Source organism: Pantoea sp. C1E2 (assembly GCF_056491465.1).
In genome coordinates, this window is the sequence record NZ_JBSZHT010000002.1 from 1,794,539 (window position 1) to 1,810,847 (window position 16,309).

Sequence of the window (16,309 nt, forward strand, 5' to 3'; positions counted from 1 at the left end):
CCTTTATACCGCTTGTGCGTAAGGTTGATGGCGACGATGCAGTGCGTGCCAGAATGTCTCCAGCGCGTCATCAATGCGTTCGGCCAGTTGTTGATCCAGCTCTGGCTGGCGGTCGTAATTCAGTATTTGCGTGTCGGTAGCAAACACGCCATGCAGCACTTCCTGCGCTTTGAGCGCATTCAGTACCGGCTTGAGCGCGTAATCCACTGCCAGTAAATGGGATGCACTGCCGCCGCTGGCCAGGGGGAGCACAACTTTGTGTTCCAGGGCGCGCTCAGGCAGTAAATCAAGCAGCGTTTTCAACGCACCGGAAAATGACGCTTTATAGATGGGTGTGGCGACAATCAGGCCATCCGCCAGCGCTAAGTCGGCTTTTAAAGCGGCCAGTGCTGGCGAATCGAAACGGGCATAAAGCAGATCTTCAGGTTGGAAGTTATGAATATTCCACGGAATTACCTCAACACCTCGTGCTTCCAGCGCGTGCTGGCACAGGCTCAGCAGCGCAGTAGAGCGTGATGGGTAGCGAGGGCTGCCCGCCAGCGTAATAACTCGCATGGTCACTCCTTATAACTGAAAGTTATTGATTATCTGATATTGAGAACTGATGTGTTCAATACTGGCAGAGCACGCGAGCGGGCATAAATGATTTATCTGGCAAACTTAAGCCGAAAAATGGGATTGGTTGGAGCGATATACAAAGGAGAAAGGAATACGATTTTTCAGGCTAAGGATAATCTGAAAACCCATCGAGTTTAATGATTATCACTTAAGCACGGGTGTGAGTATCATGTAGGGGAATGATTAATTTGCATGAAGTTTCATATTAATAAAGTTTTAGGGACAAACAATCTTAAAGTGAATGAATGATTTTTACCCATTCGGCAGTGCTTTTTCATCTATAAATGAAAGAGTAGAGGGGGGGAGGACAAGCTACAATGAACTCGTTAGACTTTTGTCTGTTTATGCCTGGCTTAAAACTCTGCTAAAAAATGGATTAATGAATGATCAATTGTTTCCAGAAGCGTGTAAACATTTAAAATAAGACATGCCTTGTATCTGTATCTGCAAAGAAAAGTTATCTTTAATTTTATTATCTTCGCATTAATCCAGAAAGTTTAAACAATTCAGATAAGGATGATGTCGTGAAGGCCACAAAAAATGAATTCCCTGCCTTCAGCCTGTTTATAATCTGTTGAGTTTAATTACGCTAAAACCTTCATTAGCCTGTCTGCTATTTTTCCTGAGCATTTCACTGTGAAAGGTTCAGGTTTTCATCTTTAATTGGGGATTAAAATATGGAACGCTTTTCTCAGAATCAGTATGTTTCTGGCTCAGTCATGCGCGCGGAACATCAAAAACGACTGCCATCGGAATTACCCTTTCGCTGCTATTGGCTCCAGTCTGTCAACGCCTCTCACCGCTTTGAACTGGTCAATACCGCCCCCGGCGCGTTTGAAAAATTGAATGAGGATGACTTCTTATTTTTTGCACCCGCCGGATTTACGCCTGCAGCGGCACTGTTGCTGGAGGTCGCTAAATGCAGTGATCAACGGCCTGAATTGAACTGTTTTATCCAGCCTTTATCATCTCAGCACGTCATCACGACGGGGCTGCAGTCCTCGTTACAGCTATTTCAGCAGTTACAGGCCGGGCAGCAGTGGTGTCAACATTATGTCATCATCATTCGCGTGGCACTTATCTCTGCTGCAGTGCCTTTACAGCGTGTTCAGGATGTGATGCTTGCTGGGTTGATTAATACGGAATCAGTCTGGGTGCTGGATGCATTAAACAGCGGCAGTGAGAGTACGGAGAGTACCGCGTTAACCTATCAACAGTTTATGCAAGAGTATGAAAAGCTAACCCGAATGACCCACTATCTGCCGGAAAGAAATCATTATCGGAAAAGCTATTTAAGGGGCGGGTTATTGAACCTGATTCAGCAGGATTTGAAACAAGCTGATAAACTCTCTGATAATGTTCGGCACGCCATTCACTATTTTTCTGAGCAGTTTCCCGCGCAGGGTGTCATGGAAAAACTTATGTTGAAACAACCGGACATCTATTTCAATCTGATGAAAGTCAGAAAAACCTCTGTTGCATGAGACCAACGTGAGTTTTAAGAATTAGTCCCGTGTGCGCCGGGATTTTTTTATGCCACGCTAATTCTCCTTGAGAAAAAACTGACACCAAAACACTTATGTCGATTAAACGTAACGCGATTGCCAACTATGTTGGCCAAATCTATCTGACGCTGTCAGGTATTTTGGTGGTACCACTTTATATTCAACATTTAGGAATGGAAGCTTACGGGTTGGTCGGCTTCTTTTCTATTTTATTGACGTGGTTACAACTGCTGGATGCTGGCGTGTCCACTACATTGATGCGTGAAGCTGCGCGCTATCGTGCCAATCAAGCGGAATTTGTCTGGTTTCCGGCGCTGTTTGCCACGCTGACACGATTCTTTTTGATCTCAACACTGATCCTGGTGGTATTGGGTTGGATTGCCACGCCGTGGATTGCTGCGCATTGGCTGAATGCGCAACATCTGCCGGCCAACGATGTAGTGATCGCGGTCGGCATCATGGTTATCACGGCGGCCATCCGCTGGCGTACCAGCCCCTATCGCAGCGTGATTGTCGGCTTCGAACATCAGGTCTGGCTGAATGGCGTCAACCTGATCATCACCACCTTGCGTACTTTTGGCGCCGTGGTGGTGATTCAGTTTTTCCCTAATCCCGTACTGACCTTTTTTATCTGGCAATTATTGGTATCGATTGCCGAAGCGGCATGCTGTATCTACAAATCCTGCCAGTTGGTTCCGCGTTCTGCGCGCAAGGAGAAGCGTGACGACCTCAAGGGTGTGCTGCGGCCCTTTATTCGTTTTGCGCTCAGTGCAGCCTATTCCAGTGCTGTCTGGACCTTTATCTCGCAGATTGACCGACTGGTGCTGTCTAAAACCCTGCCGCTAAGCCAATACGGTTCTTTCACCGTGGTGGCGACAGCGGCAACCGGCATTCTGCTATTGAGTAGCCCGATTATGCAGGCGATTGTGCCGCGCATGACCGGCATGAAAACCCGTAATGAAGGCAATGGGGAAGCGCTGAAACTTTATCGCTATACCACTCAGGCGGTCGCAATATTTATGGCGCCGCTCAGTATCACCATTGCCTGTTATGCCGGACCGCTGCTTTGGGCATGGACCGAGAAAACCCAGATTGTTGATGAAATGTCATTCGTGCTCAGTCTCTATGCGCTGGGCAGTGGCATTCAGGCCATATGTGGTCTGCTGTATCACCTGCAATACATCAACGGCAATCTCAAATTGCACATGCAAGGCTTCAGCGCGTTCGCGTTGATTCTGGTGCCGCTCAACATCTGGTGCGCGTTGCACTATGGCGCACTGGGCACGGGATGGCTGTGGCTGGGGCAAAACATCTTCTATTTAGTGGGCTGGGCATGGCTGGTGCATCGCCGTTTCGCGCCCGGTCTTCATTTTACCTGGCTCACGCGTGATGTGATGTTGATTTGGGCGACATCTGCGCTTATTGCCTGGTTAAGCACCTTCCTGCCCATCGACTGGAATCAAAATCGTTGGGTCAACCTGCTGTGGTTGGGCCTGATTGGCGCTATCAATCTTGGCGTGTGCTGTTTGCTGCATAGCCTGGTGATAAAACGCCTGCGCTTGCCGTTATTCAATGTTGAGGAAAGAGGATGAGAATGCTGACATCTCGCCGCGTGCCAACCGTTTCAGTGATTGTGCCAAACTGGAACTGTGCTCCATGGCTACCTGAGGCCATGGGTTCACTGTTACGTCAATCATCGCCACCCGAAGAGATCATCATCATTGATGACGGCTCCAGTGATGACAGTGTGGCCTGGCTGACCGCCTTCGCTGCAGCGCATCCGCAGGTCACACTGCTGAGCGGTGAACGTGGAGGCGTCAGCGCGGCGCGTATGAAAGGTCTGGCTGCTGCCACCGGTGATTTTGTCTATTTTATGGATGCGGATGATTTCGTTTCGACCGAACTGTTTGCTGATTTCCGGCGCGTACATGCACGGCATCAGGAGATTGACCTGTTTTGTTTTGGCGCGAAGATGTTCCTCGATCTGCCGGTCGCGCAACGCCAATATCAGCGTATCCACCAACGTCACGTCAGTGGTTTATTGCCCGGAGGCAGGGCAAGTCTGCACATTTTGCTGCAACACCAGTCGGCACATCGAGTGGTATGGAGCTCAATAATGTCGCGACGTTTGATCGATCAGCTAGCGTTGCAGTTTCTTCCTATTCAGAACCACGAAGATGCGCCCTGGATGTTTGCGCTTTACATGGCCGCCCGCCAAATTTATTGCACCAGTCAAAGCTACTATTACAAGCGCTTTATGCTCAGTTCACTGTCACAGAGCACGCGTGACTTTTCGTGGGTCAAAAACTATTTTATCGCGCGGCAAAGTAGTGAACAGTTTTTACGCGACCAGCAGCAACCCGTTGATGAGTTGCTGCTGGATGATTACTACCAGACGGTGATGAAGGGCTGCCTGGCGCAAATCCGCAAAAATCACATGACGGTGCCCAACGAATGGCAGGTTCCGGTAAATCAAGTCGTACGTAAGATGCTGCAGCAGGATTCGCGTCTGAAACTGTTGTGGTACTGCCCGTCGATATACCTCGGATTGCAGAATTTTCGTGAACAGGTTGGACGCTATTCTGCTCGTCGCTGACCGTGATCAATTCTCCCGCTGCTGATTAAATTTACTTTTGCGCCAGAGGCCTTTACCATTCTGGCGCACAAATTTCCGTGCACCCGATGTCTTCGCTTCCGCCATTCAGGAGAGTGCATGTTATATCCTATCGTCCGGCCGGCGCTGTTTAAGCTCGATCCAGAGCGTGCGCACGAACTCACCTTTCAACAATTACGTTTTATCAGCGGAACGCCGCTGGAAGGACTGATTCGCCAGTCGCTGCCGTCACGCCCGGTGACCTGCATGGGATTGACTTTCCCTAACGCGCTGGGGCTGGCTGCAGGCCTCGATAAAAACGCAGAGTGCATTGATGCCTTTAGTGCGATGGGCTTCGGTTTCGTGGAAGTGGGTACGGTGACACCACGAGCACAGCCTGGCAATGATAAGCCGCGCATGTTCCGTCTGGTGGAAGCGGAAGGGATTATTAATCGCATGGGCTTTAATAATCACGGCGTCGATCACTTAGTCGAGAACGTTAAAAAAGCGCGTTTCAAAGGTATCCTTGGTATCAATATTGGCAAAAATAAAGATACCCCAGTGGAGCAGGGCAAAGACGATTATCTGATTTGCATGGATAAGGTGTATGCCCATGCCGGATATATCGCCATCAATATTTCATCGCCAAACACCCCAGGATTACGCACGCTGCAATATGGCGAAGCACTGGACGATCTGCTTTCCGCGATCAAATTAAAACAAAAAGAGCTGCAGGAACGGCACCTTAAATATGTGCCGGTCGCTGTGAAGATCGCGCCGGATCTTTCTGAAGAGGAATTGATCCAGGTTGCCGACAGTTTAGTGCGCCATGAAATTGATGGTGTCATTGCCACCAATACCACACTTGATCGTGATTTAGTCGCCGGACTTAAATATGCCGACGAGATGGGAGGATTAAGTGGTCGTCCGGTGCAGTCACGCAGCACCGAAGTGATTCGCCGCTTGTCGCAAGAGCTGCAGGGTCGCTTACCGATTATTGGCGTCGGTGGCATTGATTCACTGGTTTCCGCCCGTGAAAAAATGGCCGCAGGGGCAACATTAGTGCAGATATACTCCGGCTTTATTTATAAAGGCCCAGGTTTAATTAAAGATATCGTGACCCATCTCTAAGACATTTCCCACTTTCCCGTGCCGGGGGGTTTATTTATCCCTTCGGCTCGTTTATATTTTGTCCTGCTGATGCATTTTTCAGCTTTTCCTTAGAGTTTTATTTTTTCATTGAGCGCCATTTAGCGCAGCGTTTAACCACAGGGCACATCATGAAAATCAAACCTGATGATAACTGGCGTTGGTATTTTGACGCAGAGCACGATCGTATGATGCTGGATTTGGCCGATGGCATGCTATTTCGTTCGCGCTTCTCGCGTAAAATGCTGACACCGGATGCCTTTAATGTCAGCGGGTTTTGCGTCGATGACGCCGCACTTTATTTTACCTTTGAAGAGCGTTGCCGACAGAGTGGATTAAAAGGCGACCAGCGCGCCGAATTAGTATTAAACGCATTAGTGGCGAGTCGTTTTTTAAAACCGCTGATGCCGAAAAGCTGGCATTTCACCAGCCATGCCCAAAGCTGGCAACCTACCTCAGGCGATATGGTGGCCGTGACGCTGGCCGATAGCGGCGAGCAGGCGCAATTGCTGGTGGTCGAGAGCGGTGAAAATGCGGCACTGTGTCTGCTGGCACAAAATGCATTATCGGTAGCCGGTAAAGGCATGCAGTTAGGCGACGCTATTAAGATCATGAACGATCGTTTACGACCGCAGCAGCAGGAACAAAACGCCCACTTTGCGCGGGCGGTTTAAGCGTTTAAGCCAGAACAATATCGCCTGCTGGAATACAGCTACAACTGAGAATGGTGCCGTCCGCACGCACTGCACTTTGTTTTAATGGCTTCACTTCGCCCGATACCAGCGTCATCTTACAGCTGCCGCAGATCCCTGCACGACATGAGTAGGGAATGCGAAAGCCCTGCATCTCCAGTTGTTCCAGTAGCACATTCTGGTTGTCGCCGGTAAATTCACTGCCCTGATAGCCGATGGTCACTTCGGCCTGTTGGCTGGTCGCCGGTTTGAGGGTTTCCACCACCACGCCCGGTCCGTAAGCTCGCGGCGTCTGACGTTCCATAACCGTGAGTTCATCGCCTACACGGATCACGCCGCTGTTGCGCGCGATCAGATTCAGACCAAAATCGATATCTCCGCTACCGTCCTGACCGCTGCGGAAACGTTGTAACGTCGCCAGTGGTTCACCTTCGGGATGTTTGCGACCGCTTTCGGTGCCAACGGTGGTGAATACGCAGCGGCTGCAGGGCTTGGGCATATCAAAAACAATCTCGCCGATTTTGATCTGCTTCCAACTATCTTCATCCCACGCCGGCGCGCCGCTGACCACCAGGTTGGGGCGGAATTGCTCAACGCGTACGCTGGCTGGGCAACGCTGCTGCAGATCCTGCAGTGATGACATATTCACCAGCAGGAAGGGAAATCCGTCGGCGAAACTCAGTGATACTTTATCAAATCGTTTCACCCGGCGCGTAGGGGCAAGCCCGGTCCAGCGTAATTGCACAGGTCGTGGAAAGAATTCGCTCAGCCAATCATTAATTTCTGCCGGAGCAATGTGTGAGGTGAAATGATTACCCCAAACTTCAGTGGGAGACTGTAGTGCTGTGAAATCGCTGAAGCGAATTAATGCCTGGCTGCCATCAGGGGCATTCAAAAATAAGCCATCAGGCAACAGCGCGGGGGTGAAACGAACCATTTCCGGGTACTGCCGCGCAGTAATAAAAGTGCCGTCCAGTTCAGTCACCATAAAGATACGATCAAACGCCAGACCACTCTCCAGCACCTGTGCATGAGACAGTTGCAAACCCCGCATGGATTTGACCGGATGTATATAGAGGCGAGAAAGCGTAATCATCGAAACTCCATCAGGACAAAAAGAAGCTAACTTTATGACATAGGACGCTGATTCGCTATAATGCGCAACAATTTTAGCAAGAGTAAAAAGTGACGATATGAATTCTCTGTTTGCCAGTACGGCGCGTGGGCTCGAAGAGCTGTTAAAAACTGAGCTGGACGCGCTGGGTGCGCAGGATTTGCAGGTGGTGCAGGGCGGCGTCCACTTCCGAGCCGACGACCGTGTCATGTACCAAAGCCTGCTGTGGAGCCGACTGGCTTCGCGTATTTTGCTGCCGCTGGGAGAATTTGGCGTCTGGAGCGATCTCGATCTGTATGTGGGTGCGCAAAGCATTCCCTGGACTGAGATGTTCGACAGCAATACCAGCTTTGCTATCCACTTTAGCGGCACCAATGAGGTGATCCGTAACAGCCAGTTCGGCGCGTTGCGTATTAAAGATGCGATCGTTGACAGCTTCACGCGTCAGAATCTCGAGCGTCCAAGCGTTGATCGCGAACAGCCGGGCATTCGCGTTAATGCGTGGCTGAATAAAGATCGTGTGAGTATTGCGCTGGATCTGAGTGGCGATGCACTGCATCAGCGCGGCTACCGTCAGCAAACGGGTCAGGCACCGCTGAAGGAAACGCTGGCTGCAGCGATTGTGATGCGTTCAGGCTGGCAGAGCAGCACACCATTGGTCGATCCGATGTGCGGTTCGGGTACGCTGTTGCTGGAAGCGGCACTGATCGCCTGCGATCGCGCGCCGGGCCTGTTGCGTACGCACTGGGGCTTTAACCGCTGGAAAAACCATAATCAAGCGGTGTGGCAAGAAGTACATGGCGAAGCGAAAGAGCGTGCGCGAGTGGGCACCGCTGCCGCAACGGCTCGTTTCTATGGATACGACAACGACAACCGCGTGCTGGAATCCGCGCGTGCCAATGCGCGTCGTGCTGGCGTGTTCGAACTGTTCACCTTTGCTCAGCAGGATGTGATTAAGCTGAAGAACCCGCTGGCGGGGCAGGAGATCACCGGCACCGTGCTGAGCAACCCGCCTTACGGCGAACGTCTTGAAAGCGAACCGGCGTTGATTGCGTTGCACAGCCTGCTGGGACGCATCATGAAGCAGCAGTTCGGCGGCTGGAATCTTTCGCTGTTCAGTGCTTCACCGGAACTGCTGAGCTGCCTGCAATTGCGCGCCGATCGCCAGTTCAAAGCCAAAAACGGCCCATTGGAATGTGTGCAGAAAAACTATCAGCTGGCGGCGACCAGTGGTGAAGGTAGCGCGCAGATTGCCGAAGACTTTGCCAACCGTCTGCGCAAAAACATCAAAAAGCTGGAAAAGTGGGCGAAGCAATCCAACATTGAATGCTATCGCCTGTATGATGCCGACCTGCCAGAATACAACGTCGCGGTAGACCGCTACGGCGATTGGGTGGTGATTCAGGAGTATGCACCACCGAAAACCGTGGATGCTAATAAAGCGCGTCAGCGTCTGTTCGATGTGATCAGCGCCACCCTGAGCGTGCTGGAGATCCCGGCCAATCGCCTGGTGATGAAAACCCGCGAGCGCCAGAAAGGCAAAAATCAGTATCAGAAGCTGGGCGAGAAGGGCGACTTCTTCGAAATACAGGAGTTTGACGCACGTCTGCTGGTGAATCTGACCGATTATCTCGACACCGGTTTGTTCCTTGATCACCGTCTGGCGCGTCAGATGCTGGGCAAAATGAGCGCTGGCAAAGACTTCCTCAACCTGTTTGCTTACACCGGCACCGCCAGTGTGCACGCGGGATTAGGCGGCGCAAAAACCACGACCACCGTGGATATGTCTCGCACCTATCTGGAATGGGCCGAGCGTAACCTGCGTCTTAACGGTCTGACCGGACGTCAGCATCGACTGATGCACGCTGATTGCCTGAGCTGGCTGCGTGACAGTGACGAACAATTTGATTTGATCTTCATCGATCCGCCGACGTTCTCGAACTCCAAACGTATGGAAGACGATTTCGACGTGCAGCGTGACCATATGATGCTGATGCAGAACCTGAAACGTCTGCTGCGTCGTGGTGGCACCATTATGTTCTCGAATAACAAGCGCGGCTTCAAAATGGACCTCGACGGCTTAGCCGGTCTGGGTCTGCAGGCGCAGGAAATTACCCAAAAAACGTTGTCGCAAGATTTCGCACGCAACCGTCAAATTCACAACTGCTGGCTGGTTAGCCACGCCGGTAAGGAATAAGTTTTATGTCACTGATCAGTATCCATGGCGCTTACCTCTCATTCAGCGATGCGCCGCTGTTGGATAACACCGAACTGCACATCGAAGAGGGCGAACGCGTCTGTCTGGTGGGCCGTAACGGTGCCGGTAAATCCACATTGATGAAAATCATCAACGGCGAGCAACCGCTGGATGATGGCCGCATTATTTACGAACAAGATTTGGTTGTGGCGCGTCTGCAACAGGACCCACCGCGTAACATTACCGGTTCTGTGTATGACTTTGTTGCCGAAGGCGTGGCAGAACAGGCTGAACATCTGAAGGCATATCACGCGATTTCCCATCTGGTGATGGAAGATCCTAGCGATAAAAACCTGAATGAAATGGGCCGCCTGCAAACCATTCTCGATCACCAAAATCTGTGGCAGCTCGACAGCCGTATTAATGACGTGCTGCTGCAGATTGGTCTGGACGCAGACACTGAACTCTCCTCACTGTCGGGCGGCTGGTTGCGTAAAGCGGCGCTAGGCCGTGCGCTGGTCAGCAACCCGCGCGTATTGATGCTCGATGAACCAACCAACCACCTCGATATCGAAACCATCGACTGGCTGGAAACCTTCCTCAAAACCTTCACTGGTAGCATCGTGTTTATCTCGCACGACCGTTCGTTCATTCGCAACATGGCGACGCGTATTGTCGATCTTGACCGCGGTAAGCTGGTCTCCTGGCCGGGCAACTACGACCTTTATCTCACTGGTAAAGAAGAAGCGTTGCGCGTGGAAGAGATGCAGAACGCTGAGTTTGACCGCAAATTAGCGCAGGAAGAAGTGTGGATCCGCCAGGGCATCAAAGCGCGCCGTACGCGTAATGAAGGCCGTGTGCGTGCGCTGAAAGCCTTACGTAACGAGCGTTCTGAACGCCGTGAAGTGATGGGCAAAGCCAACATGCAGGTCGGTGAAGCCGCTCGCTCAGGCAAGATTGTGTTTGAGATGGAAAACGTCAACTACAGCGTTGATGGCAAAACGCTGGTGCGTGATTTCTCCACTCAGGTGCAGCGCGGCGATAAGATCGCTCTGATTGGTCCGAACGGCTGTGGTAAAACCACCTTACTGCGCCTGATGCTGGATGAGCTAAAAGCGGACAGCGGCCGTGTGCACTGCGGAACGAAGCTCGAAATCGCGTATTTTGACCAGCACCGTGCTGAGTTGGATCCGGATCGTACCGTGATGGACAACCTCGCGGAAGGTAAGCAGGAAGTGATGGTGAACGGTAAGCCGCGCCATGTGCTGGGCTATCTGCAGGACTTCCTGTTCCATCCAAAGCGTGCGATGACGCCAGTACGTGCGCTGTCCGGTGGTGAACGTAACCGCCTGCTGTTGGCTCGTCTGTTCCTGAAACCTAGCAACCTGTTAATTCTCGATGAACCGACCAACGACCTCGACGTGGAAACGCTGGAGCTGTTGGAAGAGTTGGTGGATGGTTACCAGGGCACCGTCATGCTGGTGAGCCACGATCGTCAATTCGTCGATAACACCGTGACCGAATGCTGGATCTTTGAAGGCAACGGCGAGATTGGCGCCTTTGTTGGCGGCTATCACGATGCGCAGTTGCAGCGTAGCGCCTATAAGCAAACCAAATCCGCCACGGTGAAAACCTCATCCGCTGCGCCAAAAGCGGCAGATAAAGGTAATGAGCCAAAACGTAGCGCGAACAAACTAAGCTATAACCTGACACGTGAACTGGAACAGCTGCCGCAAAAACTGGAGCAACTGGAGACACGTATCGGTGAGCTACAGGCAAAAATGAGCCATCCGGACTTTTTCAGCCAGCCGCACGACAAAACTCAGCCCGTTTTAGATGCGTTAGCGCAAACTGAAAAAGAGCTGGAAGTGGCGTTTGAACGCTGGGAAGAGTTAGAAGCGTTAAAAAACGGCGCGTAATACAGAGGAAGTCAGTATGTGTGCAACGGATCAGGCGCATCAGTGGATTCTCTGTCCACAGTGTGATTTAACCGTGAAACTGCCTGCCGTGCCGGTGGGGAGTCGCGCGCGCTGTCCACGTTGTCATACCACGCTGACTGCCAACTGGCATGAGCCGCGAAAACGTCCCACCGGATACGCTTTCGCGGCGTTGTTTATGTTGGTGCTGGCGAATCTTTTTCCTTTTATCAACATGCATGTTGCTGGGCTGAGCAGTCAGATTTCACTGCTCGAAATCCCTGAAGTGATGGATCGTGAAGATTATCGCAGCCTGGCAACGCTGTTCCTGCTGTTTGTACAAGGCATTCCCGCGTTCTGTATGGTCACCATTATTCTGCTGGTGAACCGGGTGCGCATGCCGCACAGCCTGCGTCTTTGGGCTGGCGCGTATTCTGTTCCATCTACGTAGCTGGGGCATGGCCGAAATCTTTATGGCCGGGGTACTGGTCAGTTTCGTCAAGCTCATGGCTTATGGGGAGATTGGCTTTGGCAGCAGCTTTTGGCCGTGGTGCTTGTTTTGCGTATTGCAGCTGCGCGCTTTCCAGTGTGTGGATCGTCGCTGGGTGTGGCAATGCATCCAGCCACTGCCTGCCATGCCAAAGGTGCCGATGGCAGGGATAAGCGGTTTGAAACAGGGGCTGCGAAGCTGTCCTTGTTGCACGGCAATATTATCGGCTGGGCAGATTGAATGCCCACGCTGTGGTGTAAAAGCTCAGCCACGTCGTAAACACAGTTTGCAATGGACGCTGGCGCTGCTGATCACCTCGGTGATGCTCTATATTCCCTCGAATATTATGCCGATCATGGTGACGGAAACCCTCGGGTCGCAGTATCCCTCGAACATTATGGCCGGAGTGATTTTACTGTGGAGCGATGGATCCTGGCCGGTGGCACTGGTGATTTTTATCGCCAGCATTATGGTGCCGACGCTAAAAATGTTGGCGATTGCCTGGCTTTGCTGGCACGCCAGCGGCCGTGGGCAGCGCGATGATGAGAAAATGCACCTGGTTTATGAAGTGGTGGAATTCGTTGGCCGCTGGTCAATGATTGATGTGTTTGTGATCGCCGTTCTTTCCGCACTGGTGCGGATGGGACGGTTGATGAGTGTTTATCCTGCGCCAGGCGCGCTGCTGTTTGCGATGGTGGTAATTCTCACCATGTTTGCAGCCATGACCTTTGATCCGCGCCTGATTTGGGATCGACTACGGGAAACTGAACGTAAGGAGCCGCGTCTTGACGGACAACCATCACGGGACTGCTGAAGTCGACCAGATTAAACGCTGGTCGCCGGTCTGGATTGTACCCATCGTCACGCTATTCATTGGTGGCTGGATTCTGTTTTATCATTTTAGCCATCAGGGCCCGGAAGTGACGTTGATCACTGAGAGCGCTGAAGGCATTGAAGCCGGAAAAACCACCATTAAAAGCCGTAGCGTCAATGTCGGTGTGGTGGAGAGTGCGGTGCTGACTGACGATCTGCATCATGTGGAGATCAAGGCGCGCCTAAACTCCGGTATGGAAAAATTGCTGCATGGCGACAGCGTGTTTTGGGTGGTGAAGCCGCAGATTGGTCGTGAAGGGATCACCGGTCTCGGCACCTTGCTGTCAGGGGCATATATTGAGCTGCAGCCGGGCACTAAAGGCGATCAACCTGAGCATTATTCGCTGCTGGATGCGCCTCCGCTGGCACCACCGGATGCCAAAGGTATTCGCATTACTCTCGACAGTAAAAAAGCCGGACAGCTGAATGCAGGCGATCCGGTGCTGTTCCGTGGCTACCGCGTGGGTACCGTCGAAACCAGCATCTTTGATACCGACAAGCGCATGATGACCTATCAGTTGTTTATCGCCGCGCCTTACGATCGTCTGATTACCACCAATGTACGCTTCTGGAAGGACAGCGGTATTGCCGTGGATATGTCTGCATCAGGTATGCGCGTTGAGATGGGCTCGCTGACCACGCTATTCAGCGGCGGCGTGAGTTTCGACGTGCCAAACGGCGCTGAACTGGGTCAGATCGCCGAAAATAAAGCGGAATATCATCTGTTCGATGATCAGCGCAGCATTCAGGATTCGCTGTATACCGCGCACACGGATTTCCTGATGTTCTTCACCGATTCGATTCGCGGCCTGCAGGTTGGCGCCCCGGTAGAGTTCCGCGGCATTCGTCTTGGGACCGTCTCGCAGGTGCCTTATACCATCCCAGGCATGAATCAGGCATTGAATACGGATTATCGGGTACCCGTATTGATTCGCATCGAGCCTGATCGCTTTATCAATCGACTGGGTGGCGATTTCAACCTGGAACAGCATCTGCAGGATGGCAAAAAACGTGGCCTGCGCGCGACGCTGAAAACCGGCAACCTGCTCTCAGGAGCGCTGTATGTTGATCTTGATTTCTACGACAACGCCCCAGCGTATAAAGGTCCAAATCAAGTCGCGGGTCTGGAAGTGATTCCAACTGTCAGCGGAGGCTTGAGCCAGATTCAGCAGAAACTGACGGCGGCGCTGGATAAGATCAACGGACTGCCTTTGAATCCAATGATGACCGAAGCGACAGGGACTTTGAAAGAGAGCCAGCGTACGATGCAACAGTTGCAGAAAACACTGGATAACCTCAATCACATTACCGCGAGCCCAGCGATGAAAACGCTACCGGCAGACATGCAGCAAACCCTGCGTGAACTGAACCGCAGCATGAAGGGGCTGCAACCAGGATCGCCTGCATACAGTAAGCTGGTGGGTGATATGCAGCGACTTGATCAGGTGCTGCGTGAAATGCAGCCGGTGCTGAAAACGCTCAACACCAAAAGCAATGCATTGGTGTTCGAAGCGAAGCCGGGCCAGGATCCACAGCCAAAGAGGGCTAAACAGTGAAAAAAGGGCTGATTATCGGTGCGATGCTGCTGCTGGCGGGGTGCAGCAGTACTATTGAAAACACGTATTATCAGCTGCCGGCGGGCAGCAATGTCGCCCGCGTGGACAGCGCATCGAGCGGCAACCAGCCCATGATTTGGGTCGAGCAGGTTACGGTGCCTGATTACATGGCGGGCAACGGTTTGGTCTACCAAACCAGCGATGTGAAATATGTGATTGCGGCCAATAACCTGTGGGCGAGTCCGCTGGATCAACAATTACAACAGACGTTGATCACCAATCTCAGTAAAGCGCTGCCGGGAAGGGTTGTCGCGGGCTCTCCGCTGGGCGAGAGCCATGACACCTTGACGGTGAATGTGACCGGCTTTCAGGGACGTTATGATGGCCAGGTTGTGGTTAGCGGGGAATGGCTGCTGCAACATCAAGGGCGCCTAATCAAACATGGCTTTAATCTGACGCTGCCGCAAAATGAAGATGGCTACGATGCATTAGTGCGTACTCTATCTATTGGCTGGCAGCAAACGGCGCAACAAATCGCAAATAGTGTCATTTCGCTAAATTAAGATTTGTTCGATGCTTATGCTAAGTCCCTGATTTGCCGTTGTGTGACGGACATCAAATCAGGGGCTTTTTTTATTTTTGAATCAGTCAGATATACACGGAATTGACAAAATTAGATGTCGATTTAACGTCAAATTGATGACATTGGCGTGAATTTTGCGCATTGACCTTTCTTCTGCTTGGGGTTAGAACATTACTGTGGTTGAACATTATATCGCCACTCTTTCTTTCCACCCAGAATCCACCAGACCTGAAATGAGGGAATCGAGGCATGAAGAGACAGAAGAGAGACCGCCTGGAACGAGCACATTCACGAGGCTATCAAGCCGGTATTACGGGCCGCTCAAAAGAGATATGCCCTTATCAAATGATCGATGCGCGGTCTTACTGGTTGGGAGGTTGGCGTCAAGCCATGGAGGACAGGTCGGCGGTGGCCTAACACTGTCGGATGTCTATCAATAGGGAAGAAACCTCCGCTGCGTGCGGAGGTTTTCGTTTGGGAGGATTAGAAAGCTGAGGTGTCTTTAAACAGGCCTACTTTCAAATCGGTCGCGGAGTAAATCAGGTTTCCGTCGACAAATACTTCACCATCCGCCACGCCCATCACCAGTTTACGGTTGATTACGCGCTTGAAGTGAATTTTGTAAGTCACTTTCTTCGCGGTTGGTAGTACCTGGCCGGTAAATTTCACTTCACCCACACCCAGTGCGCGGCCTTTACCTTCTGCACCCAGCCAGCCGAGGTAGAAACCTACCAGCTGCCACATTGCATCAAGGCCCAGGCAACCAGGCATTACCGGATCGCCTTTGAAGTGGCAAGCGAAGAACCACAGGTCAGGGCTGATATCCAGTTCGGCTTCCACATAACCTTTGTCAAATTTGCCACCGTCTTCGGTCATCATGACCACGCGGTCCATCATTAACATGTTATCTGAAGGAAGCGGCGGTCCATTTTCGCCAAACAGTTCGCCGCGACCTGAGGCAACCAGGTCTTCTTTGCTATAGGATTCGCGTTTATCTACCATGTTCTCAATATGCCTTCTTTT

At 51.8% G+C, this 16,309-nt stretch carries 13 protein-coding genes and 1 pseudogene; 11 read left to right on the forward strand and 3 right to left on the reverse strand.

All coding sequences use genetic code 11. The features are described 5' to 3' along the window. Positions 1–3: 3 nt before the first annotated feature. Positions 4–555, reverse strand: coding sequence for an NADPH-dependent FMN reductase (gene ssuE / locus ACXI0A_RS08610; RefSeq protein WP_476149361.1), 552 nt, complete (start codon positions 553–555; stop codon positions 4–6). Between the two features lie 740 nt (positions 556–1,295). Between ssuE and ACXI0A_RS08615 the strand changes: the two genes are divergently transcribed. From ACXI0A_RS08615 to ACXI0A_RS08635, 5 genes are all read left to right on the forward strand, one after another. Next, the gene (locus ACXI0A_RS08615) at positions 1,296–2,102 is read left to right on the forward strand and encodes a hypothetical protein (protein WP_476149359.1); all 807 of its coding nucleotides are present in this window, start codon (positions 1,296–1,298) and stop codon (positions 2,100–2,102) included. Between the two features lie 95 nt (positions 2,103–2,197). Further along, complete coding sequence (locus ACXI0A_RS08620) at positions 2,198–3,715, forward strand: oligosaccharide flippase family protein (protein ID WP_476149358.1); 1,518 nt, start codon at positions 2,198–2,200, stop codon at positions 3,713–3,715. Between the two features lie 2 nt (positions 3,716–3,717). Beyond that, entirely contained in the window at positions 3,718–4,719 is a 1,002-nt protein-coding gene (locus ACXI0A_RS08625; RefSeq protein WP_476149356.1) for a glycosyltransferase, read from the forward strand. Positions 4,720–4,836: 117 nt separating this feature from the next. Continuing rightward, positions 4,837–5,847, forward strand: coding sequence for a quinone-dependent dihydroorotate dehydrogenase (pyrD, locus tag ACXI0A_RS08630; protein ID WP_476149354.1), 1,011 nt, complete (start codon positions 4,837–4,839; stop codon positions 5,845–5,847). A 149-nt stretch (positions 5,848–5,996) separates the two neighbouring features. Further along, entirely contained in the window at positions 5,997–6,539 is a 543-nt protein-coding gene (locus tag ACXI0A_RS08635) for a cell division protein ZapC (protein WP_224929477.1), read from the forward strand. Positions 6,540–6,543: 4 nt separating this feature from the next. Here ACXI0A_RS08635 and ACXI0A_RS08640 read toward each other — a convergent pair whose 3' ends face one another. Further along, entirely contained in the window at positions 6,544–7,653 is a 1,110-nt protein-coding gene (locus ACXI0A_RS08640) for an MOSC N-terminal beta barrel domain-containing protein (protein WP_476149351.1), read from the reverse strand. A 97-nt stretch (positions 7,654–7,750) separates the two neighbouring features. Here ACXI0A_RS08640 and rlmKL point away from each other — a divergent pair, with 97 nt between their 5' ends. From rlmKL to rmf, 6 genes and pseudogenes are all read left to right on the forward strand, one after another. Then, the gene (gene rlmKL / locus ACXI0A_RS08645) at positions 7,751–9,868 is read left to right on the forward strand and encodes a bifunctional 23S rRNA (guanine(2069)-N(7))-methyltransferase RlmK/23S rRNA (guanine(2445)-N(2))-methyltransferase RlmL (RefSeq protein WP_476149350.1); all 2,118 of its coding nucleotides are present in this window, start codon (positions 7,751–7,753) and stop codon (positions 9,866–9,868) included. Between the two features lie 5 nt (positions 9,869–9,873). Beyond that, entirely contained in the window at positions 9,874–11,787 is a 1,914-nt protein-coding gene (locus ACXI0A_RS08650) for an ABC transporter ATP-binding protein (protein WP_224929468.1), read from the forward strand. Positions 11,788–11,803: 16 nt separating this feature from the next. Then, positions 11,804–13,088: pseudogene (gene pqiA, locus ACXI0A_RS08655) on the forward strand (membrane integrity-associated transporter subunit PqiA). Beyond that, positions 13,060–14,703, forward strand: coding sequence for an intermembrane transport protein PqiB (pqiB, locus tag ACXI0A_RS08660; protein ID WP_479485206.1), 1,644 nt, complete (start codon positions 13,060–13,062; stop codon positions 14,701–14,703). Before pqiA ends, pqiB begins: the two are co-directional and overlap by 29 nt. Continuing rightward, on the forward strand, positions 14,700–15,266 hold the full coding sequence (pqiC, locus tag ACXI0A_RS08665) for a membrane integrity-associated transporter subunit PqiC (RefSeq protein ID WP_476149343.1): 567 nt from the start codon (positions 14,700–14,702) through the stop codon (positions 15,264–15,266). Before pqiB ends, pqiC begins: the two co-directional genes overlap by 4 nt. A 269-nt stretch (positions 15,267–15,535) precedes the next feature. Then, positions 15,536–15,703 (forward strand): ribosome modulation factor, encoded by a 168-nt coding sequence (gene rmf / locus ACXI0A_RS08670; protein ID WP_007887362.1) that lies wholly within the window; start codon positions 15,536–15,538, stop codon positions 15,701–15,703. 66 nt (positions 15,704–15,769) lie between these two features. Here the strand turns inward: rmf and fabA are convergent, their stop codons facing one another. Continuing rightward, positions 15,770–16,288 (reverse strand): bifunctional 3-hydroxydecanoyl-ACP dehydratase/trans-2-decenoyl-ACP isomerase, encoded by a 519-nt coding sequence (gene fabA / locus ACXI0A_RS08675; RefSeq protein ID WP_200570894.1) that lies wholly within the window; start codon positions 16,286–16,288, stop codon positions 15,770–15,772. Between the last annotated feature and the right edge of the window lie 21 nt (positions 16,289–16,309).